This is a genomic window from Neolewinella lacunae, assembly GCF_014349155.1.
In the GTDB taxonomy this organism is placed as follows: Bacteria; Bacteroidota; Bacteroidia; order Chitinophagales; family Saprospiraceae; genus Neolewinella; species Neolewinella lacunae.
This window is the reverse complement of the sequence record NZ_JACSIT010000143.1, coordinates 19,734-46,125: the sequence shown is the minus strand read 5'-3', so window position 1 is coordinate 46,125 and position 26,392 is coordinate 19,734. Positions and strand designations below refer to the sequence as shown.

Below are 26,392 nucleotides of genomic sequence, written 5' to 3'. Positions count from 1 at the left end.
GCAGGGTGAGGGTGGAACTGAGGTACAGTTCAATTTCGTCAAAGGGCAAAGTGGTGGTAAAACCAAGGCGCTGCTTGCCGCCAGCGTTGCCCAAAACTGCAAGGTCCAGAAGACCACCACCGAAGGTCGCTGTTTCCTGGGGCACGTCATTGAGGTAAGTACGAATCGACAAACCACTGAGCGCACTGGCGGATAATAAACCCCCATTGCTTTGGAGGACGAAACCCGCTCTGCGTCCGGCGGGATAGGTTTCACTAATGTCTTTTACCGATACAATAGCCGTCCCTAAAACAGCCGCAGTAATATTAATGTCCACAAAATCCTCTAAATCCTCATTTACTACGTTACCTAAGTTGCTTCCCGCCAAAAGCAGACCCACTAAACCCGGAGAAATTTCATCAACTATTGCATTCTTGCCCGCTAAAGGATTATTGCAGTCCTCCGGCGGAGGTAGTGATACTGATTTTTCCGCAGGTAATTGTGTATTACAGAAAATAAAAATCAGTGTTGCAGCACATATTTTCAGACATGGCGCGGCCAGTGTTCGTAGGGAACATTTCATAAGGTCTTCTTTTGAGATTAAACGCAGTCAAATAGCACGACACAGGGCTTACGACCCTGGGGTCGTTTAAATTTTCGGGAGTTTTCTACCATTATTTCAGGGCAAAAAATCCTTTACTATCGCCCCAAGGGACGACTATTTCACGGGCAGGATAATGCCCGATGGGGAAGTAATTGATAAGTACAAAAAACAAAAAAATGCTCGGCCCGATCCGCACAGCGCAAGACAAGGAAAGATGAATAAAGCACACTAAGTCCTGAAAATTAATGACTTATACATTCGACTGGACAAAATAGTGGCTAATCGTGTGAAATACACGCGCACGTTTTCGCCAGATTAAATGCATACCGATCCTTGTCCATGCAGCACGCTACACGGAAATCAGGAAGCAGGAGCTTGATACTGCTCAGCTATGCATAAGGACTTTTCAGCCCACGGCACAACAGGGGTCAGCTAAGAGCAAATTTGAGAGGACACTTTTTCATTGAGAGTTATTTATTGAAGTAGAAAAAAGGACAGCTACCTGCCATGAATCGGGCCTATAGGCACCACAGACAGGTTTTTCATTAGCTAATATACAGAGATATTGGTTAGCGCCCAAAAAAAAATTGAAATAAATCCGGGTTTTAACACATACCAGAAGCTGCCCGCCCCCTGACAAAAGGGGCCACGAAAATCACAAATAACTGATAGCCAAATATTTAACTTCCAACTTTGGCACAAACTGCTTTTCCCAAACCTCGAACCACCGAATCAATTTTTTAGTGTGAAAAAAATATCATACCCAAAAAAAAGCATGATAGCCACTTCTTTTAATACTTAAGAAAAGACCATATTTTATATTATAAGGTAAGCCCCTCACGCTATGGCTCCTTTCGCCACTAAAGGAGGCTCCTTACTCCAAAGGCGCGGGGTTGCGGTTTTGGCCCGAGCTGTTATGGTTGGTCGCCGTAAGTCCACCCTGACGCGATGGCCCGTTAATTCCCGCAACAAACCTGACGCGGCCTGGCGAAGTCTTAGCCGTAGCATCTGGCCGATCCTGAATGATCAGCGTTGCCGGCCCCGCAACTGCGAGAGCATTACCCTGTCCTTCAGACCAGGCAGGTGGGCAGCAATTGGTTGCATCACTTCCGGGCTTCCCAGGCGGGGCTAGCTCCAGCGGGGTGGCGACCGTTGTCTCACAAAAAAACAGGCGAAGAGTGCAAAAGAGGAGGCCGGGAAGGCCATGACAGTGCAGTGCATCCCTTACCTGGTGGATGAGTACGTGGTTCGGAAATGTTTTAAAACACTTATAATCAGCACCTTATGCTTTACCAACACCTGTCTTGCAGCGGTTGGACGAAGCTCCTTCGTGTCCCCTACCCTGCACCTGCGGCCGCGCCAAAAACCACTTTCATTTCTACCGCAAAAACCTTGCCAGGCAGTACAAAATAGCTGTTTAACCCAAAAAATCAGATTTTAACTTGTCAACACAAGGATAATGATTACATTTACCGCAAGTGGCCCGCTGGGCTGGCTGTCAATAGTACTATCACTACTTCATTTTTGTCTCTCTCTACTTACGTAACCAACCTTTAAGACATGTTAAAACATTTACTCCTGGGGGCGCTCTGCCTCTGCTGGGCTACAACTGCCATCGCCCAGTCTGCCCATTACTGGACGGAAGAAGGCAAAGTGGCGCTCCGCGCCTCCACTACCCAGTTCATCATCACGGCGGACGCCGGGAGCGAGCTGGCCCGCGTCCGTACGGCCGACGTTAAACGCTATTCGAGCTGGCCGCACAAGCCGTACGCAGTGGTGGAAATGGCCAGTCCGATGCGCCCCGACGCCGTAGCCGCCAGCCTCGGACTTACCCCCGGAGCAGTCCAGGTAAGCCCCGGTTTCAGCTACTCCGATGGCTACACCATTTTCCCCACCCGTACGATTGTCGCCAAGCTAAAGGACAAAAAAGACGCGGCGCAGTTGCTCGACCTGATGGGGCAGTATGGCATTAAGAACGTGGTGCGCAAAGACGGCATCTTCCGCATTGAGTTGCTGGACGTCACGCAGGCCTTCGCGGCCTCCAACGCGGTGTACGAAAGCGGACTGGCTGAATTTGCCCAACCCGACTTTTACGCGCCCATCGAGCGTTACCAAGACCCCTTATTCAGCCAGCAGTTCCAGATGAACAACACCGGCCAGACCCTGGACGGAGTGACGGGAACGGCGGATGCGGACTGCAACGCCCTGGAAGCCTGGGGCCTTACGTTGGGCTCCAGTTCCATCACCGTAGCGGTGATTGACGATGGTCTGGAGGCCCACGAAGACTTCGTTACCAGCACGGGGGCAAGTCGGTATACGGCAGGATTCAGTCCGGCCAACAACGGCAACGGAAACGCCGTAAGCGGCAGTGCCCACGGGGTATCCTGCGCGGGTTCCATTGCGGCCAGCCACAACAATATTGGCGTCATGGGAGTAGCCCCATTGGTCAATCTGATCTCGGTCAACATCTTCGTCGGGGGAGAATCCACCCAAGACATTGCCGACGGCATTACCTGGGCTAAAAACCAGGGAGCGGACGTACTGAGCAACTCCTGGGGCTACACCTCCTGTACGGCCAACTTTACCAACATCAACAATGCCCTGGCTGATGCCAACAGCAATGGCCGCGGTGGCCTGGGTGCGGTAGTAGTTTTCGCCTCCGGCAACGGCTACAAGAATTGTGTGGATTACCCGGCCAAAAACGTCAATGTGATTGCCGTTGGGGCCTTCTCCAACCAGGGCATCCGTTCGGCTTACAGCAACTATGGTACGGACCTCGACATCATGGCCCCATCCAATAACGTAGGCGGCCCCGGTGCGGGCGTGCGGACTACGGACCGGATGGGCAGCCCCGGCTACGGCAGCGGCAACTACACCAACAACTTTGGGGGAACCTCTTCCGCTTGCCCAGTGGTGGCGGGCGTAGCCGCTCTGGTTCTGGGTTTCAACCCCAACCTTACTTCTACCCAGGTTAAGGACCTGCTGTACAGCACGGCCATCGACATGGGCCCGGCGGGTGACGACCTGGAGTATGCCAACGGCCGGGTAAATGCCCTGGGAGCCATCCAGAACGCGGGTGGTGGCGGCGGCGGCCCCACATGTACAGACGGCGTCCAGAACGGTCAGGAAACGGGCATTGACTGCGGTGGCCCCAGCTGCCCGGCCTGTCCGCCCGTAGGCTGCAATGGCACGGAGGTGACCCTGACCATTACCCTGGACAATTACCCCGAGGAAACCAGCTGGCGGATTGCCAACGACGCTGGGCAGATTGTGGCCAGCGGCGGCACCTACGGTTCGTCTCCCGATGGCAGCACGATCAACGAGACCATTTGCCTGGCTGATGATTGCTACACTTTCACCATCCTCGACAGCTACGGCGACGGCATCTGTTGCAGCTACGGTAATGGTTCGTACACCCTGCGGCGGGGAACTACGGTGCTGGCCAGTGGCGGTTCCTTCGGCTCCAGCCAGGCTACGGACTTCTGCATCGGCGGTCCCGGCCCCGACACTACCCCTCCGACGACCCCAACCGGCCTGACGGCCAGCAACATTACCGACGTTTCCGTTTCCCTTAGCTGGAATGCTTCGAGCGATAACGTAGGCGTGGTGAGCTACAATGTCTTTTCGAGCGGTACCTTACTGGGCACGGTTACCGGCACCGCCGCTACGGTAAACGGGCTTACTGCCTGCACCAACTACTCCTTTACTGTCTCGGCCAACGACGCAGCGGGCAATGCATCGGCTACCAGCAATGCGGCTGCGGTTACCACTACCGGCTGCACCGGTGGCGGCGGCGAGCTGGGTGCTTACTTCTTCGAAACCGGCCTCCAGGGCTGGATCGATGGTGGTGGCGACGTAGCCAGGGTTTCCACTAGTGCCTACAGCTACGAGGGCAACTTCTCCGTCCGCATCCGCGACAACTCAGGCACCGCTTCAGCCATGACCTCACCCGTACTCAACCTGAGTGGCCTGGCCTCCGTAGAACTGACCTTCTACTTCTACGCCCGCAGTATGGAAAACGGCGAGGACTTCTGGGTCCGCTTCAACGGCGGCTCCGGCTGGCAAACAGTGGCCACCTACGCCGCTGGCAGCAGCTTCTCAAACAACGGCTTCTACACAGCCACCGTTACCCTGCCCGCCTCCAGCTTCAACCTCGGCAGCAGCTCCCAGTTCCGCTTCCAGTGTGACGCCAGCGACAACAGCGACGAAATCTACATCGACCAGGTAACCGTGACCGGATTTACGGTAGCACAGGCCACTACGGGAGCAGGAGCCATTACTTCCATCTCCGAAGTAGCCACCCACCGCCGTAGCGGGGAACCCGCCAGCCTCGACGATGAACTCATGCTGAGCCCCAACCCCGCTACCGACCACGTCCGGGTGTACGCCGGTGATCCCATCCAGGAAATCACCGTCTTCACCATCGATGGCAAGCGCCTGCTCCACCATACTTACGACAACATCGAACGGGTCACCCTGGACGTCAGCACCCTGCCCACCGGCGTTTACCTGATCAGCATCCTGACGGATGAAGAAGTAAGCACCGAGCGGATCGTGATCCGGCGTTAAGCTTCGCCGTTCTTTACCCCTACAAAACCCCGTCTCCAGCCACCCGGAGGCGGGGTTTTGTCTTTGCACGTGGAAAGAAAGTTTCGATTCGACGAAAAAGCGGGGCGAAACTGTCATTCTGTCAGCCGGGCACCGTATCTTTGCGGGCTCAAAAAGGTGCATCACCTATGTATAACGACAATCCCACGCTCCACGATCTGGAAACCAAGACGGTAGATGAGACGAAACAAGGCGAGGTATTTGGGGCGGATTTCGCACCCAAGCGCCCCGGCGAGAAGCGTTTTTACATCGAGAGCTACGGCTGTCAGATGAATTTTTCTGACTCCGAGATTGTCGCATCCATCCTCGGCGAGGCGGGCTACGGCCCTACGCGCGACCTGGAAAGTGCCGACCTGATCCTGATCAATACCTGCTCCATCCGCGAGAAGGCCGAAGACACGGTACGCAAACGCCTGCGGGTCTTCGATAAGGTCAAGCAACGCCACCCCGGCACCATGGTGGGGGTCCTCGGCTGCATGGCGGAGCGCCTCAAGGCCAAGTTCCTGGAAGAAGAGAAACTCGTCGACCTGGTAGTCGGCCCCGATGCCTACCGCGACCTGCCCGGCCTCGTGGCGGGTGCCGAAGAGGGTGAAAAAGGCGTCAACGTATTCCTGAGCCGCGAGGAGACCTACGCCGATATCAGCCCCGTTCGCCTCCAGTCCAACGGCATCACGGCTTTCATCTCCATTATGCGGGGCTGCGATAACATGTGTTCCTTTTGCGTGGTGCCCTTCACCCGGGGCCGCGAACGCAGCCGCTCCGCCTTCAGCATCGTTGCGGAGGCCACCGACCTCTTCGACCGTGGCTACCGCGAAGTGACCCTGCTGGGGCAGAACGTCGACAGCTACAAGTGGGAAAACCCCGAAACGGGCGAAAGTGTCAACTTTGCGCAACTGCTGGCCATGACTGCTGCAGTAGACCCCGCCCTGCGCATCCGCTTCAGCACCAGCCACCCCAAAGACATTACCGATGAGGTGCTCTACGCCATGCGCGACCACCACAACGTCTGTAAGTACATCCACCTGCCCGTCCAGTCGGGCAATTCGCGCATCCTCGAATTGATGAACCGGACCTACGACCGCGCCTGGTACCAGGCCAAGGTAGACCGCATCTACGAGATCATGCCCGACTGCGCCATCAGTTCCGACATCATCACCGGCTTTTGCACCGAGACCGAGGAAGAGCACCAGGATACCCTTTCGATGATTGCCTACGCCCGCTACTCGATGAGCTACATGTTCTTCTACAGCGAGCGCCCGGGCACGCCGGCGGCCAAAAAATTCGTTGACGACGTCCCCGAACCCGTGAAAAAGCGGCGTTTGCAGGAGATCATTGACTTACAGACCGACATCAGCCGTGAGCTCAACGCAGCCGAAGTCGGCAAAAGCTTCGAGGTCCTCATTGAGGGTGATTCCAAAAAATCTGCCGCCGACTGGAAAGGGCGCACCACCCAAAACCGCATGGTGGTATTCCCTAAGCTGGAAGGGGAAAAACCCGGCGATTACGTAACGGTCCGCATCATTGATTCCACCAGTGCCACCTTGTTCGGCGCGCGCTAAACTCCAGCCCCCTGCGCTGGAACACCCAACCTATGGCTAACCTCGACACGATCAAACGCCGCTACGGCATCGTCGGCCGTTCCCCCGCGCTGGAGAACGCCCTCCAGACGGCGCTGCGCGTTGCTTCCACCGATCTATCCGTGCTCATCACCGGCGAAAGCGGCGTGGGCAAAGAGGTAATTTCCCGCATCATTCACGACAACAGCGTGCGCAAACACGAGGGCTTCATCGCCATCAACTGCGGTGCACTCCCCCCGGGGACCATCAACTCGGAATTGTTTGGCCACGAAAAAGGGGCCTATACTGACGCCCGCGCCGACCGCAAAGGCTACTTCGAAACCCTCAACGGAGGTACGATCTTCCTCGATGAAATCGGGGAAATGCCCCTCGAAACCCAATCCTATCTCCTGCGGGTACTCGAAAATGGCGAGTTCATCCGGATGGGTTCCAATAAGGTGCAACGCACGGATGTCCGCGTAGTTGCCGCCACCAACCGCCGCCTGATCGAGCGCGTCAGCGATGGCAAGTTCCGCGAAGACCTCTACTATCGCCTGGCGACCGTACCCATCGACATGCCAGCCCTGCGCGAGCGGCAGGAAGACATTTACCTCCTCTTCCGCTTTTTCGCCAACAATTTTGCGGAAAAGCAGAGCATTGAGGCCGTCCGGCTCGACGAAGAAGCCCGCTGGCTGCTGGAGAACTACCGCTGGCCGGGAAACATCCGGGAACTGAAAAACGTCGCTGAACGCCTCAGTATCCTCTCCGAAAAGCGGGAAATGACGGCCATCGATCTCGCCGATATGATGCCCCAACTCCTTCAGCGCAACCTCCCGGCCATCCGCGCGGAAGACCGCAAAGACCAGGGCCCGGGCATCTCCATGCACGAGCGGGAAATCCTCTACAAGGTCCTCTTCGAAATGCGCGAAGACATGATCCAACTCAAGCGCCTCGTCTCCGAGTTGATCAGCAGCAACGACCTGAGCATCCCCGACATGACCAAGGTCCGCTCCCTCCAGATGCCCGCCCACCTCACCGATGCCGGAGAGGTGCTGGACCGCATGGTCGCCGAGCGTGGCTTGCAGCCCCGGAACAGCACCGAGGACTTCCTCCGCGATTTTCCCAGCCGTGAGCGCACCGGGGGCGCGGACGCAGGTGCACGGCGGGGGACAACGAGCGGTGGTCTCCAGGCCAGCACCGTTGACGCCCCCGTCATCGTCAGCCACGACATGCACCGCGCCTACGCCGAAAGCGAAGTGGTCGAGGAAAACCTCAGCCTGGCCGACGCCGAAAAAGACCTCATCCGCAAAGCCCTCCGCAAACACGGTGGCCGCCGCAAAGAAGCCGCCGCCGAACTAGGCATCTCCGAACGCACCCTCTACCGGAAAATCAAAGAATACGATTTAGCAGACTGACCGCCAAAGCATGATATCCAAACGCCTTGGTAGCCTGGCCCACCGACCCCGGAGGGGTCAAACCTGAATAACCCCGGATGGAGGATGCGCAGCATCCGTAATCCGGGGTACTCCCGCACAATCGGTGCTACAGCATCCGCAATCCGGGGTCCTCCCACACAAACGGTGCTACAGCATCCGCAATCCGGGGTCCTCCCGCACAAACGGTGCTACAGCATCCGTAATCCGGGGTACTCCCACACAATCGGTGCTACAGCATCCGTAATCCGGGGTCCTCCCCCAGGACCAACACCGCTCCCTACCCCTTTCCCGGGCACCTGCGGCCGCGCCATAAAACTGACAATTGCCCTGCGAACCTTCCTTTCCCTGTTCCTGGTTTTTCTACCTTCCTCCCCTTGCCGAGTCAGAACAGCTACCATCCCTTCAGAAGATGCCCATGAAAGTACAAGTCTACTACATCGGAAAAACCACCGAAGCCTATCTGCGCGAAGGAGAAGCGATTTACACCAAGCGCCTGGGGCACTATCTGCCCATCAGTTTTGAGGTGATCCCCGACGTAAAAGGCGGCGGCAAGCTCAGCCCGGAGTTACGCAAGGAAAAAGAAGGAGAGTTAATCATGGCCCGCCTGAAACCCGAAGATGGGCTGATCTTGCTCGATGAAAAAGGGCAGCACTTCGGCAGCGTCGCCTTCGCCCAGTGGCTGGATCGTCAGCTGCAACTCCCCTACCACCGCCTGGTTTTTCTGGTGGGCGGCGCTTACGGCTTCTCGCCCGCGATCTACGCCCGCGCCAACGGCAGCCTGAGCCTGGGGAAGATGACCTTCAGCCATCAGATGATCCGCCTGTTCTTTTCCGAGCAGCTCTACCGGGCGATGACCATCCTGCGCGGCGAAAACTACCACAACGAGTAGGAGTTTTAACCGGCAGGAGTGGGTTCGATGCCGCCCCAGCATAGGTACTTCACCTCCAGGTAATCATCCAGGCCATAAAAAGAGCCTTCGCGCCCGAATCCCGATTCTTTGATGCCGCCGAAGGGGGCAACCGCCGTGGAAATCATCCCGGTATTGATCCCCACCATGCCAAATTCCAGCGCCTCGGCAACGCGCCAGATCCGGGCGTAGTCCCGGCCGTAGAAATAAGCGGCCAGCCCCGCCCGCGTATCGTTGGCCGCACGGATGGCATCGGCTTCCGTCTCGAAGCGGAAAATGGGTGCTACCGGCCCAAAGATTTCCGCCTGGTGGATGTCCATGGTATGGTTGACGTCGGTAAGCACCGTCGGCGCGTAAAAGTACCCGCCCAGGGTAGAACTGTGGCCGCCGGTCAGGGCACGCGCGCCTTTAGCGCAGGCATCGTCTACCAACTGCTCCACTTTTTCGAGCGCAGCTTTGTTGATGAGTGGCCCGAGGTCGGTTTCTGCCAGGCGTCCGTCGCCCAGCTTAAGCTCCTGCGTGGCGGCGGCAAACTCCGCCACGAAGCGCTCGTAGATGCCCGCCTGCACGTAGATGCGGTTGGCACAGACACAGGTCTGCCCGCCGTTGCGGTATTTGCTTTCGATGGCCCCTTGCACCGCAGCGGGCAAATCGGCGTCGTCAAAAACAATGAAGGGGGCATTGCCGCCCAGTTCAAGGGAAAGCTTTTTCACGGTCGTAGCGCACTGCCGCATGAGTTCTTTGCCCACGGCAGTAGAACCGGTGAAGCTGAGTTTGCGGACGAGCGGGCTGGTGCAAAACAACTTCCCAACTTCCTTGGCCCAGGTGGTGGTGATGACGTTAAAAACCCCGGGGGGGAAGCCGGCCTCGTGGGCCAGCACGGCGAGGGCCAGGGCGGAGAGCGGCGTGGCATCGGCTGGCTTTAGGATGACGCTGCAACCTACGGCCAAGGCGGGGGCTACCTTGCGGGTAACCATCGCGACGGGAAAATTCCAGGGGGTAATGGCCGCCACGACGCCCACCGGCTGCTTGAGGATGGTGATGCGTTTGTCGGATCCGTGGGCGGGGATGACGTCTCCGTAGGCCCGCTTGGCTTCTTCGGCGTACCACTCCACGAAGGAGGCACCGTAGCGGATTTCCCCCACGGCTTCGGCCAGGGGCTTACCCTGCTCGGATGTAAGGATGAGGGCCAGGTCATCCGTATGTTCCAGGATCAGATCGTGCCAGCGGCGAAGGATGCGGGAGCGGTGCCCAGCGCTTTTACCGGCCCACTGCACCTGGGCCTGGCGGGCCAGCTCGATGGTGCGGCAGGTTTCTTCTTCTCCGAGGTCGGCCACCTCGGCCAGCAAGCTGCCGTCGTAGGGATTACAGACCCGGAAGGTGCTTCCCTCGCGGGCGGCAGTCCATTCCCCGTTGAGGTAGGCCAGGTTTTTAAGCAGGCGGTTTTCTTTCAATTGCATGGTTTGGGCGTAAAAGAGGCGAGATAGTGCTTGGGCTGAAGTGGGCGAAATTGGGCCGGTCATTCAAGGCCCTGCGGCGGGTTTTTCTACAAGGTAAGGCGCGGGGCGGATGTTCCGATGCGCCCGCCCTTTTTCTTCTTCGGCCATCCTGCCGTTTCGCCTCTCCTCGCTGCTCCGCCACCGGGAGATGGCACGACGCTAAGCTACGGTCCGAGGCCGGGGGGAAGCAGCTCAACACTGGGTTTTGACAACCTTTGCACCTGCGTCCGCGCCCGAAAAACAGGTCGAATGCGGATTTGGGCAGCGGACTAAAGCGGGATTTTGTTCACAAGCGAGGCGGAATCTGCCTTACCTTCGCGGTCCCAAAAAACAAGAACCACCCATGGCTAAGCAATCCTTTCGCGCCGGTGTCCTCCACGGAGATGAAGTAAGCGCCCTGTTCCGTTACGCCAACGAGCAGCAATTTGCCATTCCGGCCGTCAACGTTACCAGCAGCAGCACCGTCAACGCCGTACTGGAAACGGCCAAGGCCCTCAACAGCCCCGTCATCGTCCAGTTTTCCAACGGCGGTGCCCAGTTTTTCGCGGGCAAAGGCTTGAGCAATGCCAACCAGCGCGCCTCCATCGTCGGCGGCCTTTCCGGTGCCATGCACGTCCACACGATGGCCGAAGCCTACGGTGTGCCCGTCATTTTGCACACTGACCACTGCGCCAAAAACCTGCTGCCCTGGATCGACGGCCTGCTGGAGGCGGGGGAGCAATTCTACGCCAAGCGTGGCTTTCCCCTTTACAGCAGCCACATGCTCGACCTGAGCGAAGAGCCCCTGGAAGAAAACCTGGAAATCAGCGCAAAGTACTTCAAGCGGATGGCCAAAATTGGCATGACCATTGAAATCGAACTCGGCGTCACGGGCGGTGAGGAAGACGGCGTAGACAACAGCGACGTAGACAGCAGCCGCCTCTACACCCAACCCGAAGAGGTCTTCGCCAGCCACCAGGCCCTGAGCAAAATCAGCGACCGCTTTACCATCGCCGCCGCCTTCGGCAACGTCCACGGCGTCTACAAGCCCGGCAACGTCTCCCTGCGCCCCATCATCCTGAAAAACAGCCAGGACTACCTCAAGGAACAGCTTTCCCTGACGGCCAATAACCCCATCAACTTCGTCTTCCACGGCGGCTCGGGCTCCAGCCAGGAGGAAATCCGCGAGGCCATCAGCTACGGCGCCATCAAGATGAACATTGATACCGACCTGCAGTGGGCCTACTGGGACGGCGTGCGCGCCTACGAAGCGGCCAACCGCGACTACCTTCAGGGCCAGATCGGCAACCCCAAAGGCGAAGAGCAGCCCAACAAGAAATTCTACGATCCCCGGGTCTGGGTCCGCAAGGGCGAAGAAGCCTTCAGCCTGCGCCTCAAGCAAGCCTTCGAAGACCTCAACTGCGTCGACGTACTGGGCTAAGCCCTTTTACCGTTTTCACCCAACGGGCCACCTTCCCCACCCGGGGGAGCTGGCCCGTTTTATTTTCGGGGATTATCGATTACCTTGGTCGCAGAAGCCCAGACCGGTTCGGTAACCGGCCACGTTGGCGGCACACTAAAGACAATCTTCGATCATGACACCATTTTTAGGCGAATTCCTCGGCACGGCGGTGCTGATCCTCCTCGGCTGTGGCGTAAACGCCAACACCAGCCTGAAGCACACCTACGGGCTGCAAAGTGGCTGGATTGTGACGACCTTCGGTTGGGCAATGGCTGTTTTCGTAGCCGTTTTCATCTCCGCCGAAGCATCCGGCGCGCACATCAACCCCGCCGTGACGGTAAGCCTGGCCGCTGCGGGCAAGTTTTCCTGGGCTCTGGTGCCCAGCTACCTCCTGGCCCAATTGCTCGGGGCCATCTGCGGTGCCGGCCTGACCTGGTTGCACTACCGGCCACACTACGCTGCGGAAGAAAACCAGGGAACCATCCTGGGTACTTTCGCTACCGGGCCGGCCATTCCCGCCATGCCCTCCAATTTCATTTCCGAGGTGATCGGCACCTTTGCGCTCGTGCTGGCCGTGCTTTACATCACCGGGCCGGTTTTTGGGGACTCCCCGGGCAAGCTCGGCGCACTCGATGCGCTGCCCGTCGCGCTGGTCGTGTTGGCGCTCGGCCTTTCGCTGGGGGGAACCACCGGTTATGCCATCAATCCGGCGCGGGATCTGGGGCCGCGCATTGCCCACGCCCTGCTGCCCATCCCCGGCAAGGGCGGCAGCAACTGGGGCTACGCCTGGGTACCCGTGGTGGGGCCACTCGTAGGGGGGTGCCTGGCAGCACTGGCCTGGCTGGCGCTCCAGCCGGGTTGATCCAATGGGCGCGGCCGCAGGTGCCGGGCGAGGTAACATGGAGCAAGAGAGGGCCTTCAGCCCAGCAGCCGCCAGCCAACCCTTTAGCGTCCGCCCTGCTTAGAAGCGTTGCGGCCGATGCGGTGCCAGTTGATGCCGTTGAAGAGGTTGCCTTCCTTGATGGAGAACCAGACGAACAGGGGCTTACCTAAGATGTGGTCTTCGGGAACGAAGCCCCAAATGCGGCTGTCTTCCGAGTTGTGGCGGTTGTCGCCCATCATCCAGTAGTAATCCTGCTGGAAGGTGTACTCCGTTATCGGCTGATTGTCTAGGAAAAACTGTCCGTTCAGCATGGTATAGCTCGGATTTTCCTCGTAAACTTTGATGGCGCGCCAGTAAAGGGCGTGCGTACGCTCGTCCAGCTTGATGGTCATGCCCCGGGCAGGGATTTTGACGGGGCCGTAGTTATCGACCTGCATTTCGCCAAAGTAGCGCTCGTTGTGGGGGTAGAAGCGGATGCCTTTGTCGCCCGACTGGTCAACGGGCTCGAAGGTGGCCTGGGGGTCATTCCCCTTGAGCCAATCGATCTGGGCCTGGTTGAGGCGGATGATGAAGAGGTTGCCGTTTTCCTGGTAAACATCGTCGCCCCCGGGCGGAGAACTGATGCCCATATCCGACCACTTGCTGCGGTTGGGCGGCGTGCTGAAGGTGACTTTGTAGAAATACTGGACGTTCTCAGGGTCAGCAATGGGCTGGCCGTCAATGAATACCTGCCGGTCCTTGATTTCCAGCACTTCGCCGGGCAGGCCGATGGCGCGCTTGACGTAGTGGTCGCGCTTATCGCGGGGACGCGTGATGAGCTCCAGTTGGCCCGACTCCACGGCACGGGCCACGTTGGCGGGTAAAAAGCCGGTGCGGACGTCGTGTGGGTAGTAAGTACGCGCCGGCGTGACGTAGACGCTATCGCCGGCGGGCACGTTGAACACTACGGGGTCGTAACGGTCGATCGCCTCCAGGGCAGGCAGGCGACGGTAGGGAAGTTCAGCGCCTTCGATGTAGCTTTCGCCGCCAACGAGGGGAGCCCGGTTGTGGGCCAGTGGAATCATCAGCAGGGTCTCCGGCAGGCGCAGGCCGTAGTGGATCTTGGAAACGAAGAGAAAATCCCCCACGTTCAGGTTGCCCTCCATCGAGGGCGTAGGGATGATGTAGGACTCGATCAGCAGCAGGCGGATAAAGGCCGCCGCGAAGATCGCAAAAATGGCAGCCTCGGCCCAGTCCTGGTAAAAAGGCTTTTGAAACTGGGGATAGGCAGCGTGCACCTTGTTGATCTCCCGCTTCTCCTTGGTTTTTTCGGCGGCGGCCAGCTCCTGCCGGTAGGCGCGTTCAACCTCCAGGATGGGTCCGTTGTAGCGCACCTCAGGTTTTGCCCCCAGCCAGCCGAAGTAACCCCAGGAGGTAATGACTGCCAGGACGTGCTCTCCAAAGCTGAAACGCCCAAAGGAGCGCGCCAAGTCCACCATCAAGCCCGCGAAGATGAAGACGTTGAGGTACGGAATTAACAGCCACAGGGCATGCCAGGGCTTGCGCCCCACCAGCTCCGCCACAATCCACATGTTGTAGCCGGGGATGAGGGCCGCCGAAGCTGCTTTGCCCGCCTTCGGAAACAGGCGGTATAGCGCAAAACTGAGGGCAATGTAACCGAGTAGGAGCACCCAAGTTAACCAGGTCATAGAAGAAAAATCAGATGGTCAAAAAGTCTGGCCCACACCTTCAGTCGCCAACCCACTCCATTTCCCCTGCCAGCAAATTCAGCGGGAGAAACAAAGGGTAGCGGCTGCCAGCAGAAACCCAGCGGCGCGAAGGTAATACTTTGCAGCTCCATACACTGCCCCTTAAGACCAAGAAGGCCTATGGCTCGACGAATCCTTCGAGCCAAAGTTTGTGCGCGCCGGGGTAACCCCGGAAGAAAACCTTGACGTTCTTCCGGAAATACCCGACGTTCATCGCGTCGTAGGTGACGCTGATCGATCCCGTGTCTTTGGGCATCACCGGCGTGCCCAGCCAGTCGGTGGCCGTACACCCGCAACTGGGGCGGACGTTATCCACCGTCAAAGGAGCGTCCGTCAGGTTGACGTAGTAATAGGTATGGGTATGGTCTTCGCCCCGCAAAATGTCGCCAACGTCAACGGTCAACGGACTGATCCATTCCACGGGAGCATCCGGCGGGGGGGCGGGGAGAAGAAAACTGAGCAGTAGGGTGGCAATGGATAACATAGGCTCGTTTTGGGGCAAAATTTGTAGCCGGGAAAGGCTGTGGGGTATAAACGTCGGCCCAACGTCCCTATTTTGTTAAGGAAACGCTATACTTGACCCCCGATAAGGCTAAACCAGCCGGGTAAAGCATTTCCAAGGACAAGTAAAACCAATCACAATGAAAAAGCTTTTTGTCGCCATCGCCTTCCTTTTCGCCGCCAGCTCTGCCGCCTTCAGCCAGGTGGTCGTCGATGGCGTCAACATCAACAACCTCGAGGAAGTCTCGATGATCCGCATGATTGCCCAGGAGCGCTTTTTGTCGAACACGGTGACGATTTTCATCGATTACGGCCAGAGCATCCAGGGCGGCAACCGCAACCGCATGGAAGTCGTTAACCCGCGTACCGATCAACGGATGCGCTTCAACTCCGTCATGCACGGCGTCAACTTCCTCATCGCCAACGGCTGGAAATACGTCGAGGCCATGGTCTTGCCCAGCGAAGGCAACGCCAGCACCACGGGTGGCAGCACCCAGTACCTGTTCGTACGCGAGGGCCGCTAGTGCTCCATTTGGGCGCGGCCGCAGGTGCGTAGAACTGGATAAAAGAGCCAGGGAGGTCGGAGGACTTCCCTGGCTTTTTCCGTTAGGAGCGGGCCTGGCACCTGCGGCCGCGCCCCATCCGGAAGGGCCTTAGCGGATGAGCACTACCCCACCCTTGAACTCCTGAAACTCTCCGCCGACGTCGATGAACTGCGCATCCCAGAGGTAGCCACCTCCGGGGCTGGGCGTTCCCCGGAAGTTGCCGTCCCACCCCACGCGCGGCTCGGTGGAAGTGAAGATGAGTTCGCCCCAGCGGTTCCAGATCCGCAGCAGGTATTCGGTGGCCCCGATCAGGATGCCTTCGGGCAAAAAGACGTCGTTGAGCCCATCGCCGTTGGGCGTGAAGGCATTGGGCATGAAGTAGGTATTGACGAGCCGCAGCTTGAGGTCTTTCGTCAGTGTATCGACGCACCCGCTGGGGTGGGTCACCAACTGGGTGATGAAGAGGGTGGCGGAGTCGCGCAGCGTATAATCAAAGTCGAGGGCCGGCGTGGTAAAAATCTGCTCTCCGGCGCGGTTACGAATGACGTAGCGGCTGCGGTTGGCGTCGATACTGCGGTCAAAGACCCGAATGTCGGGGAAGATGTTGGTCGGCTCTTCGGGCGTCCAGAAAAAATCGGCGATGGGGGCACTGCGCACGTCCACCAAACTGTTGAACAGGGTATCCACGAAGCAGCCGGTCGGGCTGGTGATGGCCAGGTAGACATCAAAAATGCCGGTTCGTTCGTAGACGTGGGTAGGGCTGGCCACGTCGCCGGTTGCGCCGTCGCCAAACTCCCATTCAAAAATATACTGGTCGTTGATCGGCCGGCTCAGGTTGATGAATTGCTTGGTGTAGGGGACGCAGCCGAAGCCGGGGTCGGGCTCGATGAGGATGGTCCGCGGCGTGGGGAAGTAGGTTACCGGCTTGGTGACTTCGGCGGTGCAGCGGTTGTTGTCGGTAATGCTCAGGCGGACGGGAAAGACGCCTGGCTGGTTGTAGCGGTGGCGGGGGTTCTGCCGGGGGTCAAGGGCGGAGCCGTCGGCGTAATCCCACTCCCACTCCACAATGGTGTTGTCGCCATCGGGGGTGGAGCGGTCCAAAAAGTCAATCGGCTCGTCGTTGCATCCCGGCTCGGCGAATTCAAAATCGGCGGTCGCATCGGGAAAAACCCCGAGGAGGAAAACGGCGGTATCGATGCAGTTTTGGGCGAAGGAATTGCGGTTCAGGATCATGGTGCCTTCGTATACGCCGGTCGTAGTGATGTTGGTGACAAAATCACGGCTGTTGCCGGTGAGGATGCCTTCGGGACCGTCGAGGATCCAGTCGTAAGTGGATATGAAGTCTACGTTGGTACTCTGGTTGATGATGGTATTGGTGCCGGGGCCGCACTGGCGGATGAAGAAGCGCCCCTGGTCGTCCAGTTCCGTTTCCAGCAGGTCGGCAAAAACCTGGTTGCCGCAGAGGTTTACGGCCAGCTGGAATTCGCGTTTGGTTTCGCTGAGGAGGATGGGGACGGAATCGCGCGACCATTCCTCGACGCAGACGCCGAGCACGAAGATACCCCGAAAAATAGGGCGCCCGCTGAGTAGGCCGGTGAGGGGGTCAATCTCCAGTACGCTGCCCTGCCCCAATTGATTATTGAGGTCAAACTGGGGAAAACGAAAATCTACTGGTGCATAGGGTGGCGGGGATTCGATCAGTGGGATGATATCGTCAAAAGTGGTACTGGTGCTGGTAGGGCCGTTGAGGCCATCGAGTCCGCCGCCGAGCACTGGGTCGCAGAATTTGTAGGCCAGGCTATCGCCTTCGCGGTCGGTGGCCCCCAGGTCAATCTGAAAAACTTCGTTGACACAAATGGCGATGGGCGGGTCGATGTTAAAGTCCGGACTGGCGTTGCAGCGCCGTTGGGCTTCGGGGGTGATCGTTATAAAGTAGGTGGTGCCGATATCACCCGGCCGGACGAGGTTGGTAATTTCTGGGTTGCGGCAACAGCGCTGGTAGGTGAGGGTATAGGGTTGATTGGAGACAGGCAGTTCCACGGTAAATTCGTAAACGCCGATTTCCTGACAAATGTCTTCGGTGATGACCAGGCAAGGGTTACCGAGGTTGATGGGCACGCTGGAAACCTGGCCCAGGACGATGTTAAAAGTGGGATCGAAGAGGGTCAGCCCATTGTAAATGGAAATGTGGCCGGGGCCGCTGAATTCCCCATTGGGACCTTGTCCTTCGCGGGCCCCGTCGAAGTACGCTCCCTGGCCAATACAGTCGCGGTACATATTGATCCGCACGTCGTACACCCGGATGTTGGTGTTGGGGTCGTTGTTGCGGAAGCCACGGCAGGTGTAGGTGAACTCACCGCCCACGATGTGGCCGGCGTAGAGTTCAGAAGCGGAAAACAGGGCAAAGGCCAGCAGCAAGGGAATGCGGCCAAAAAGGAGTTGAGGGATGCGCACTATTAAAATTTTAGACCACGTACAATCTGAACGGCAAAATACAGTTTCCTAGTCTGAATACGGTCTTTGGATCGTCGGGAAAGTTAATATGTCGGTTCGCCGTCTCCCGCCAAGCCTGCTGGGCTGGATTTGGTAGTCCTGAAAATTAAATTTTTTCTACGGCCGGAGCTTCTACTGTGCGATTCGCGGTAAGGGTTGGTCGTAGCGCTCACGCAGCGCCCGTTGGGACGTTTGATTTTGGTATATGAAAAGCTGACTTAAGTGCTTATCACCTTCGGCAAGGCCGCATAACAACTGTGTTTTGTGTTACGGCAGGGTCAGGGTCAGGTAAGCGGACAAGTACTTTGGCGCACTACCCGAGTCATATTCTACCCCGGGGCTCAGAGCTTGTCTAAATTTTTACTTCCTGATAAGCAATCACTTATGAACCTGGCGTCACAAAAAATGGCTTACGTAGTCCACTATGCGCGCAATTTTTTCTCTGGCCAGAACCATAAGTCATTGATTATCAGTTCTTAAAAATTTTAGAGAAGCTCTTAGGAATTGCAACCATTTGGCGGCCTGCGGGCTTGCGGCCAATCTTTCCCATACAGCATGAACACAAGGACTAACCCGATTCCAGAAATGCACCCCCCGTTACCGCCCTTAGGCTCCCGGGCACTTTCCACCCTGCACGGCGGTGGCATCGTGCTGCTGCCCACCGCCAACCTCTGGCAGGTGGTGGCCCACGTCCAGCAGCCCCAGGCAATCACCAAACTTTTGGCTGCCTGCCCTCCTTCGCGGGTGAACCGCCCGGAGCTCATTTTTTCTGACCTGGAAACGCTGCGGCAGTGGTGCCCGCAGTTGCACCCCAAGCTGGAGACCTTGCTGGCCTACCACCGCCGGCCACTTACTCTCCACGTGCCCGCCGGGCGCAACATCCCCCTGCGCCTGCACGATCAGCGCGGTGAAGTAGCCGTACGCATTGCCTTTGATAGCTTTTGCTATCGGCTGTGCGAAGACCTGGAAGCGCCGCTGGTCGCCTGCCTGGCCATCGGACCCGATGACACGGAATTGCCGACGCGCTTCGGACGCGTCCGTTCCGATGTTTTGCGGGCGGCGGATTACACGGTGCAGCGTCGTCAACAGGAGGAACTGGGTACCCATACCACAGTCCGGGTCCGGCTCGGAGAAGGTGAAGAGCTGGAGTTTTTGCGGTAACAGACGGGCCTGGGCTTCTTTAGTCCCGCCCTTCGTCGCGCCCAAAGTCCTTTCCTCCGGCAGGCTGCGGCCCTTGACACTAAAAGGCATCGGCCCGGGAAAATCAGTGCTTTGCTAATTTGGTGGCGACCAAAGGAAAAGGGCCGCCGGACCAGCATTATTCACTACCACCCAACCGGTTCGTCCATCGGAAAGGGGGATGGATTGCAGGTTGCGTGCGTCCAGGCTGGCCCAGAAACCGTGTTCCCGGTTCGGGAGCGTCGTCCATTTCCCGTCTCCGGCGTTGAGGAGCAATACGCCGTTTCCAGCGTCGGCCCGGCCAGTTTCTACGTGTACGCCGTAGTCGTTGCCTACCATGAGTAAATCGGGGAGACCATCCTGGTTGAAGTCGCCCTGCCGGATGGCCCGGACCGGGGAGGTCTGGGCGGAATTGGGCAGCGGCGTGGCTTGCCATTGTCCGTCTGCAAATTTATAGATGGTAGAGCTCAGGTGATCGACGCTCAACTGTTTGGCCTGGGCAATTTCTTCGGCCCCAAACAAATCGTTGATGTCGGCACTGGCGTAGGTACTCGTCCGCAAAAATCGTTTTTTCAGGCCCGGCATCTGCTTGAGCATCTGGGCTTTGGTGGTTACGGGTAGCTGATTTCCGGCCGGGCCTGGAACGGTCAGGATGGGATCGATCGTTCCGTTGCCATCAAAATCGGCGGCATACAACATGACGGGCCGGGTGGGAGAAGGCTTAAAGCGGGTATTTAGCCCTTCATTGCCCGCTACTATTTCGTTGCTCCCGTCGCCGTTCAGGTCCGCAAGCAGTAAGGCATGCCAAAAGCCCGTGCTGTTAGGGATGGAACTGCTGAGGGTAAAAACGCCGTCGCGGAAAGAGAAGACCTGAATGGGCATCCATTCTCCGGCGATGACGACTTCCGCTTGTTCATCTCCGAGAATTTGCCCCTGGGCGATGGCGGTAACCATTCCGATGGATTCCAGAGCGGGGAAAATGGCCTGTGTTTGGTCGGTAAAACTCCCTCCGTCGTTCCGGAGCAGGTAAGAACGGGGAGCTAAGGGGTAGTTACCGGGGAGGGTCCGACCGCCCACCAGCAAGTCCAGGTCTCCATCCTGGTCAAAGTCGATGGGCACTACCTGGGCCGTGCTGCTCCGCAGGGTCGGGAGGGCGGCGGGGGCATACGCAAATTTTCCACCTTCGTTGCGGTAGAACCGGTCTTGGTAGACGGGGTCATCGGGTGCTGCTTCGTTGCCGCCGGAGGCGACGTAGAGGTCCTGGTCACCGTCTCCATCGGCGTCAAAAAACAGGGCGGCGACGTCCTCGAAGCGCTGGTGATCCGGGGGAAAGGGATAAGTGGCGGCGGAAAATGCGCCAGCGCTGGTTTGTAAGTACAGGCTGGCACTTTGGCCGCTGGCCCCGCCGATCAAAACATCTTGTAAACCGTCACCGTTGGCGTCGCCCACGGCCAAGGCGGGTCCTTCGCGGGAAAGCATCCGGGGTTGCAGACTCTGGCGGTCAAAGTCGTCAAAGGGATTTTCTACGTGCACAAAATTCAGCCCGCGCTGATCGGCGGGGTAGGTGAACAACGGAGCCGGCGCCGGAGCGGAAGGAATGCTTTTCCGGCTGGCTTCCTGGTGGCTGAGGCGAAGGATCTGGTTGACGGCTACATTTTCCAAAACCTGGGTTTTGCCGTCTGGCCAACGCACCTCCAGGCGGTCAATGCGCTTGGCATTGCCCAAGCCGAAGTGCAATGGCCCCTGGGTGGTGCCGAGAAATCCCCGAACGGGATACAGCTGGCGGAAGATTTCTTCCTCCCCCACAAAGGCACTGACGGCCAGGCCATAGCCCAACGGGTTGGCTTGCCCACCGGCGGCGGTAACCTGCAACCAGCTACCGGACTGCCCGGACTCCACCGTTTCGTTGCGGTATACGAAAGGCGGCTCTCCGTGGTTACCAACGATCAAGTCTAGGTCCCCATCATTGTCCAGGTCGGCGTACACGGAACTCGTGGAAAAAGAGGGCTGGGCCAGGTTGCTGGCGGCAGTTACGTTGGTGAAGCGGAGGTCGCCGTTGTTGCGGTAGAGGTAGTTACTGACTTTATTACTGGGAATGAGTTTGAGGTAATCGGCGTAAGTGCTGAACTGTTGCCGCGTTGCTCCTCCCTTGGCCCGGATCGAGTCGGAGGTAAACTCAATAAAATCCAGGTCGCCAACGTCGTAGTGGTAGCCATTGCTGACGAAGAGGTCTACGTGGCGATCGTTATCGAAATCGGCGAGCAGGGGCGCCCAACTCCAGTCCGTTGCCGCAATACCCGCCAATTCAGCGTAATCGACAAAGCCGGTTCCCGTATTGATCTGCATTTGGTTGCGCATAAACTGGTGGCCGTAGCCAAAACGGACCAGGGAGTTGTAGCGGTCTGGCCGCATCCCATTTTCGAGGCGTTTTTGCCGAACGAGGTCTTCCGCCAGCATATCCAAAGTAACCAGGTCGGCAAGCCCGTCATTGTTGAGGTCGGCAATGTCCGAGCCCATTGAGCTGAGCGTGGTGTGGCGGAAGTAACGGAAATTCTCGTCGACAAAAGTCCCGTTGCCCTGGTTGATGAACAGGTGATCGGGGTCAACGTAGTCGTTGGCGACGTAGATATCGGGGAGCTGATCATCATTGAAATCATAGATGGCTACACTGAGCCCGAATCCCCGGTTGACGATACCCGCGGCCGCGCTGACATCGGTAAACTTCCCCCCATCGTTTCTGAACAGTTGGTCGGATTCGTAAGGCTTGATTGGGCCCAAAACCCTGCTGATGGCGCCATTGGCCGCCTGGGATACCCTTACGCGGTTGACCAATTTAAAATCCGTTGGCGTATTGAGCAGATAGCAATCCAGGTCGCCGTCGCCGTCGTAGTCAAAGAAAGTGGCCTGGGTGGAAGGGTGGTCACTATCCAGGCCAAACTGCCGGGCTGCCTCGATAAAGGTCCCATCCTTTTGGTTGAGGAAGAGGAGATTGCGGCGGCTGCCATCTGCCGCCTTAGCATCCGTTCCGGTCCGGGAAATGTACAGATCAGGGTAGCCGTCGGCGTTGACGTCTGCTACTGAGACACCCGTACAAAAACCTCCCGTAGCCCCAATCCCTGCGGCCGTGCTTACGTCGGTAAACTTCCAGTCGCCTTCGTTGTGAAAGAGCCGGTGGGCGTGCTGATTGCTAACGAAAAACAGGTCTTGCAAGCCATCGAGGTCATAGTCCAATACCCCAATTCCGGCCCCATTCAATAGGTAAGCAAAGGAGTCGTAGTTGAACTCAAAGTCCAGGTCTACGCTGTTCATCACATCAAGGCCGGTGGTGGAGGGGGGCTGCAGCGTAAAGGTGGGGCCGTTACCTGCGGAAGGGGCATCGTTTGCATCGGAAGCCTGCTCACTCCCATTGCACGCCCAAAACCAGAGGAAAGGAAGAAGGAAAAAAACGCGGTACTGCATACATCAGGAAGCTACCTTACCACTGGCCACCTGCTACGGCAGCGGCCCTGGTTCGTGTTCGAAGTTGGTTACCCACTCAAAGGTAAACCTCTTCAAAGGAAAGGTCAGCCCCAAGACAAAGAAAGAATAATCAATTCCCGTGCACTCCACGCCATTGCGGGCCTTACCAGCGCTTACCCAACTGCACCTTGAGGTACAAACTCAGATAGAACGGCGTATTGGTTACTCCGGGGGTGAGCTCACTCTCGATCATCAAGTCGGTTTCGCCGAGGAAGAAGTCGGCCAGTATACCCGCTTCCAGGGATTTGGCGACCTCGTCGTAAGCACCGAAGCCGAAGTGAGTGGCAAACTTGCCGTGAATACCGGGGCGCAGGGAGACTTCACCGAGGCCCACCGTCCAGGCCGAAGCGCCGAAGATGCGGTCCTGGTTAAGAAATTCTGCCGTATTGGTGCCGTCGTGGCGTACGTCGACGATGATGCCCTGGTTGCCCGGTTCATCGGCGTACACCTCCAGGTAGTAAGGCTTGAGGATGCCGAGGCTGGGTCCTATCTCGTAGGAATAGCCCACCGCAACGCCTTTTACGCGGGCTTTTTCACTCAGGTACTTGCGGGTACCGAAGCCGACACGCAGGGCGTAAAGCTGGTTTTCTTTACCGAAGGTGTAAGACCGGCTTACGCGGTTGGTCAGGAAGTTGATGCGCTCCGGGTTTTCGCGGCGTTCCCGGCTGTGGCGGATGCTGCCGATGGAGGCCGACCAGTACTTCATCTTATCGTAGCTGACCAACTTCCCGGCGCGTACGCCCAGGAAGATGTCCCGCGGGGTCGCCAGGGCCAGGCTAAAATTCAGTTCATTATCGTAGATGATTCCACGGTTTCCTACCCCGTAGATGTTCTGATTAGCGGGAATGCGCTGCTGCCCGTAAGCAAGAACGGAGAAAACGCAGGTCAAGCCGAAGAGGAGGAGGGTTCGTAACATACTGACAAGATAAGGGAATTAGTGATTAGACAGTAATTTTTGTCCAAATGTTGTCACCGCAGCCCGCGAACGGGGGAAAAATGGTGATTTGGTAGTAAGATGACAAGGTACGGTGCCATCCACCGTTTGGGTTCTTCACGGTTGGGCGCTAAAAGGGAGCGCCAGGGGAAATTGGTACACAATTGGCTGTACGGCGCGGGCGCAGGTGCAATGGAAGTCTTAAAAACCACAGGATAGATGGTACCGGATCGACTCCGTACCTTGCCCGGGAAATGCCGAAGCCAGCGCCCGCCATTGCCGTTTTGAGTCCGCACCGCCATCCGCGTCTGCGCTACGTTTTGCACGAAATCGGGGCCGACCTGGGCTACCGTTTCCGGCTTTTCACCCGCGAAGAACAATGGCTGGCGGCGGAAAGCGAAGCCAGGGTGGTCTACGGCCAACCGAAGCTCAGTCCGGAGGCCCCGCCCTACGTGGCCTGGCCGGCGCACCCCTTCATGAGTGGTGCAGCACCGGGCGCGAAAGACTTGGTTCCCGTCCAAGACGGTGACTTGCCCGTGTTTTTCCCCGTCGTTGGCCCTCTTGGAATGGAAGGCTACGACCTGCTGGCCTGCATTTTCTACCAGCTCTCCCGCTACGAGGAGTACCAGGATTTTGTTTCGGATGCCCACGGGCGCTTCCCCGCCACGGCCAGCCTGGCCTACCGTGCGGGCTTTCTGGAACGTCCGGTGGTACGGGAGTGGGCCTGTGCCCTGAGGACGGAACTGCGCCAGGTCTTCCCGGGCTTGCCGGAGCGGGTGGAGCCCATGATATTGCGGCCGACGTACGACATCGACATCCCCTGGGCCTGGCAGCACCGGGGATGGCGGGGAGTTGCGGCGGGCCTGCGGGATGTACTGACGGGGCACTGGCGCCGTGCCTGGCAACGCTTCACCACGGCAGCGGATGATGACCCCTTCGCCACATTGCCCTTCATCTTTTCCCTGCACCTGCGGCAGCGCCCTACGGACAAAATCCAGCTTTTTTGGCTGCTGGCCGATAACGGGAGCCGTCATGACCCCAACCCCTACCCCATTCCCGCCGCCCAAGTGCACCTGCTTCAAAACGTCCCGGCCGCAGTGACGCATGGCATCCACCCCAGCTACCGCAGCAGTACCGACCCTGCCCTGCTGCGGGAAGAAACCGAACGGCTCGCCCGGATACTCGGCCACCGGGTGCAGCACGCCCGCCAACATTTTTTGCGCTTTCGCCTGCCCGATACTTACCGGCAACTGCGCCTGGCGGGCATCACCCACGAGTACAGCATGGGCTACGCTGATGCCGTGGGCTGGCGCGCCGGCACCAACCTGCCCTTTTTTTGGTATGATCTGGAACGGGAAGAAGCCACCGGCCTCAGTGTTCATCCCTTCGCGGCCATGGACGTTACCCTGAAAAATTACCTCGGATTAAACGCTACCGACGCCCGCGAAAAAGTGCTTTCTCTTGCCCAGAAAGTACGGCCCCACGGCGGGGATTTTGCGCTGCTTTGGCACAACAGCAGTTTCGCAGAAAGTTACGGCTGGGCGGGGTGGAGCGAGATGTACGTGGGTATAATAAATGATTTATCTTAAATTATTTTTTGAAGCCCTAAAAACAATAAGATGAACACTAATATTTTTGATTAAAAAAAACTTTGTGACCCTTACTTTTCTAAGTGAACTTAGTGGTTCAAAATCAAGAGCGAAGCTCCCCAAAAACCTTAGCCCCTTTTCTTGTTCTTAGTGGTCCAAAAAAGGAGCGAAGCTACCCGACACCCTTATTTAAGGTCAAATAAATTCAGCACCCCCGGATAGCGCGAAGCCTCAAAACCCTCCGCAAATTCAAAGCCCGCCTCGCGGCCAAAACTGCGGGCTTTGGCGCGGATAAAGGCCATAAAATCCGCTCCGCTGATGGGGGTACTTACCTCGGCGCTGTATTCTCCGGGCAGGTGATCATCGAACTGGGATTTAAAGCAGCGAATAATGGCCATTTTTTTATTCAGGTAATCGCTGATGTCCACCACAAAATCTGGTTTTCGGTTGCGGTCCTGGATATAGTGGTAAACGGCGTCGGGTCGCCAGCGTTCCTGCGCTTGGCCGTCGGCACCGAAGGTTTCGATTTTGAGCAGTCCGGAATAAAAGCAGGCGTCGGCGACGATTTTAGCGGCGCGGCCGTGGTCTGGGTGGCGGTCGTCCAGGGCATTGGCCAGCACGATTTTGGGTCGGTACTGGCGCAAGATGGGAATTATTTTTTTGATGGTATCCTCGCTGTACTGGGCAAACCCATCGGGGAGATCGAGATTTACCCGGAATTTCGCTCCGAGTTTTTCAGCCGCATCCAAAGCCTCGCGGGTGCGAATTTCGCCCGTCCCCCGGCTGCCGAGCTCGCCGCGCGTCAGGTCCAGTAAGCCCACCGAATAGCCCAGCTCGATGTGGCGCAGCAGGGTTCCGGAAGCACTCAGCTCCACATCATCGGGGTGTACGCCAACGGCGAGAATATCAATTTCCATAGCGCAAATGTAGCATGGGGGCGCTAAACGCAGGTGCAGGGTAGAGACAACAGG

The 26,392-nt window shown here is 57.9% G+C and carries 16 protein-coding genes and 1 pseudogene; 9 read left to right on the top strand and 8 right to left on the bottom strand.

Features of this window, described 5'->3' with window-relative positions:
* Nucleotides 1–562, bottom strand: a pseudogene (locus H9S92_RS17735) (hypothetical protein); the annotation flags it as partial.
* Nucleotides 563–2,143: 1,581 nt separating this feature from the next.
* Here H9S92_RS17735 and H9S92_RS17730 point away from each other — a divergent pair.
* The 4 genes from H9S92_RS17730 to rlmH all read left to right on the top strand — a co-directional run bounded on the left by H9S92_RS17730 (nucleotide 2,144) and on the right by rlmH (nucleotide 9,072).
* Nucleotides 2,144–5,152, top strand: coding sequence for a S8 family serine peptidase (locus H9S92_RS17730; RefSeq protein WP_187468040.1), 3,009 nt, complete (start codon nucleotides 2,144–2,146; stop codon nucleotides 5,150–5,152).
* A gap of 167 nt (nucleotides 5,153–5,319) precedes the next feature.
* Entirely contained in the window at nucleotides 5,320–6,750 is a 1,431-nt protein-coding gene (miaB, locus tag H9S92_RS17725; protein WP_187468039.1) for a tRNA (N6-isopentenyl adenosine(37)-C2)-methylthiotransferase MiaB, read from the top strand.
* Between the two features lie 32 nt (nucleotides 6,751–6,782).
* Nucleotides 6,783–8,162, top strand: a complete 1,380-nt coding sequence (locus H9S92_RS17720) for a sigma-54 interaction domain-containing protein (RefSeq protein ID WP_187468038.1) — start codon at nucleotides 6,783–6,785, stop codon at nucleotides 8,160–8,162.
* A gap of 436 nt (nucleotides 8,163–8,598) precedes the next feature.
* A complete protein-coding gene (rlmH, locus tag H9S92_RS17715; RefSeq protein WP_187468037.1) occupies nucleotides 8,599–9,072 on the top strand; it encodes a 23S rRNA (pseudouridine(1915)-N(3))-methyltransferase RlmH in 474 nt (157 codons plus the stop codon).
* Between the two features lie 5 nt (nucleotides 9,073–9,077).
* Here rlmH and H9S92_RS17710 read toward each other — a convergent pair whose 3' ends face one another.
* Nucleotides 9,078–10,550 carry an NAD-dependent succinate-semialdehyde dehydrogenase gene (locus H9S92_RS17710; protein ID WP_187468036.1) on the bottom strand — a complete coding sequence of 491 codons (1,473 nt, stop codon included), beginning with the start codon at nucleotides 10,548–10,550 and terminating at the stop codon, nucleotides 9,078–9,080.
* Nucleotides 10,551–10,932: 382 nt separating this feature from the next.
* Here H9S92_RS17710 and fbaA point away from each other — a divergent pair, with 382 nt between their 5' ends.
* A complete protein-coding gene (gene fbaA / locus H9S92_RS17705) occupies nucleotides 10,933–12,009 on the top strand; it encodes a class II fructose-bisphosphate aldolase (protein WP_187468035.1) in 1,077 nt (358 codons plus the stop codon).
* Between the two features lie 154 nt (nucleotides 12,010–12,163).
* Nucleotides 12,164–12,892: an MIP/aquaporin family protein gene (locus H9S92_RS17700; protein ID WP_187468034.1), complete on the top strand. Its 729-nt coding sequence runs from the start codon at nucleotides 12,164–12,166 to the stop codon at nucleotides 12,890–12,892.
* Between the two features lie 83 nt (nucleotides 12,893–12,975).
* Here H9S92_RS17700 and lepB read toward each other — a convergent pair whose 3' ends face one another.
* On the bottom strand, nucleotides 12,976–14,601 hold the full coding sequence (lepB, locus tag H9S92_RS17695; protein ID WP_187468033.1) for a signal peptidase I: 1,626 nt from the start codon (nucleotides 14,599–14,601) through the stop codon (nucleotides 12,976–12,978).
* Between the two features lie 178 nt (nucleotides 14,602–14,779).
* Nucleotides 14,780–15,145 carry a DUF1573 domain-containing protein gene (locus H9S92_RS17690; RefSeq protein WP_187468032.1) on the bottom strand — a complete coding sequence of 122 codons (366 nt, stop codon included), beginning with the start codon at nucleotides 15,143–15,145 and terminating at the stop codon, nucleotides 14,780–14,782.
* 157 nt (nucleotides 15,146–15,302) lie between these two features.
* Here H9S92_RS17690 and H9S92_RS17685 point away from each other — a divergent pair, with 157 nt between their 5' ends.
* Nucleotides 15,303–15,686 (top strand): hypothetical protein, encoded by a 384-nt coding sequence (locus H9S92_RS17685; protein ID WP_187468031.1) that lies wholly within the window; start codon nucleotides 15,303–15,305, stop codon nucleotides 15,684–15,686.
* A 129-nt stretch (nucleotides 15,687–15,815) separates the two neighbouring features.
* Here the strand turns inward: H9S92_RS17685 and H9S92_RS22710 are convergent, their stop codons facing one another.
* The gene (locus H9S92_RS22710; RefSeq protein WP_222936156.1) at nucleotides 15,816–18,161 is read right to left on the bottom strand and encodes a PKD domain-containing protein; all 2,346 of its coding nucleotides are present in this window, start codon (nucleotides 18,159–18,161) and stop codon (nucleotides 15,816–15,818) included.
* A gap of 624 nt (nucleotides 18,162–18,785) precedes the next feature.
* Between H9S92_RS22710 and H9S92_RS17675 the strand changes: the two genes are divergently transcribed.
* Nucleotides 18,786–19,361 carry an L-threonylcarbamoyladenylate synthase gene (locus H9S92_RS17675; protein WP_187468030.1) on the top strand — a complete coding sequence of 192 codons (576 nt, stop codon included), beginning with the start codon at nucleotides 18,786–18,788 and terminating at the stop codon, nucleotides 19,359–19,361.
* A 114-nt stretch (nucleotides 19,362–19,475) separates the two neighbouring features.
* Here H9S92_RS17675 and H9S92_RS17670 read toward each other — a convergent pair whose 3' ends face one another.
* Together H9S92_RS17670 and H9S92_RS17665 are read right to left on the bottom strand one after the other, a co-directional pair.
* Entirely contained in the window at nucleotides 19,476–22,838 is a 3,363-nt protein-coding gene (locus tag H9S92_RS17670) for a VCBS repeat-containing protein (RefSeq protein WP_187468029.1), read from the bottom strand.
* A gap of 163 nt (nucleotides 22,839–23,001) precedes the next feature.
* Nucleotides 23,002–23,814 (bottom strand): hypothetical protein, encoded by an 813-nt coding sequence (locus H9S92_RS17665; RefSeq protein ID WP_187468028.1) that lies wholly within the window; start codon nucleotides 23,812–23,814, stop codon nucleotides 23,002–23,004.
* A 272-nt stretch (nucleotides 23,815–24,086) separates the two neighbouring features.
* Between H9S92_RS17665 and H9S92_RS17660 the strand changes: the two genes are divergently transcribed.
* Nucleotides 24,087–25,421, top strand: coding sequence for a polysaccharide deacetylase family protein (locus H9S92_RS17660; protein ID WP_187468027.1), 1,335 nt, complete (start codon nucleotides 24,087–24,089; stop codon nucleotides 25,419–25,421).
* Nucleotides 25,422–25,606: 185 nt separating this feature from the next.
* On the opposite strand, the gene bshB1 is transcribed toward H9S92_RS17660, so the two are convergent.
* A complete protein-coding gene (gene bshB1, locus H9S92_RS17655) occupies nucleotides 25,607–26,338 on the bottom strand; it encodes a bacillithiol biosynthesis deacetylase BshB1 (RefSeq protein ID WP_187468026.1) in 732 nt (243 codons plus the stop codon).
* Nucleotides 26,339–26,392: the final 54 nt, after the last annotated feature.

Bases quoted from the DNA above. Each gene is read 5' to 3' on its own strand.
- H9S92_RS17730 (WP_187468040.1), top strand. From the start codon at position 2,144: ATGTTAAAACATTTACTCCTGGGGGCGCTCTGCCTCTGCTGGGCTACA.
- miaB (WP_187468039.1), top strand. From the start codon at position 5,320: ATGTATAACGACAATCCCACGCTCCACGATCTGGAAACCAAGACGGTA.
- H9S92_RS17720 (WP_187468038.1), top strand. From the start codon at position 6,783: ATGGCTAACCTCGACACGATCAAACGCCGCTACGGCATCGTCGGCCGT.
- rlmH (WP_187468037.1), top strand. From the start codon at position 8,599: ATGAAAGTACAAGTCTACTACATCGGAAAAACCACCGAAGCCTATCTG.
- H9S92_RS17710 (WP_187468036.1), bottom strand. From the start codon at position 10,550: ATGCAATTGAAAGAAAACCGCCTGCTTAAAAACCTGGCCTACCTCAAC.
- fbaA (WP_187468035.1), top strand. From the start codon at position 10,933: ATGGCTAAGCAATCCTTTCGCGCCGGTGTCCTCCACGGAGATGAAGTA.
- H9S92_RS17700 (WP_187468034.1), top strand. From the start codon at position 12,164: ATGACACCATTTTTAGGCGAATTCCTCGGCACGGCGGTGCTGATCCTC.
- lepB (WP_187468033.1), bottom strand. From the start codon at position 14,601: ATGACCTGGTTAACTTGGGTGCTCCTACTCGGTTACATTGCCCTCAGT.
- H9S92_RS17690 (WP_187468032.1), bottom strand. From the start codon at position 15,145: ATGTTATCCATTGCCACCCTACTGCTCAGTTTTCTTCTCCCCGCCCCC.
- H9S92_RS17685 (WP_187468031.1), top strand. From the start codon at position 15,303: ATGAAAAAGCTTTTTGTCGCCATCGCCTTCCTTTTCGCCGCCAGCTCT.
- H9S92_RS17675 (WP_187468030.1), top strand. From the start codon at position 18,786: ATGCACCCCCCGTTACCGCCCTTAGGCTCCCGGGCACTTTCCACCCTG.
- H9S92_RS17670 (WP_187468029.1), bottom strand. From the start codon at position 22,838: ATGCAGTACCGCGTTTTTTTCCTTCTTCCTTTCCTCTGGTTTTGGGCG.
- H9S92_RS17665 (WP_187468028.1), bottom strand. From the start codon at position 23,814: ATGTTACGAACCCTCCTCCTCTTCGGCTTGACCTGCGTTTTCTCCGTT.
- H9S92_RS17660 (WP_187468027.1), top strand. From the start codon at position 24,087: ATGCCGAAGCCAGCGCCCGCCATTGCCGTTTTGAGTCCGCACCGCCAT.
- bshB1 (WP_187468026.1), bottom strand. From the start codon at position 26,338: ATGGAAATTGATATTCTCGCCGTTGGCGTACACCCCGATGATGTGGAG.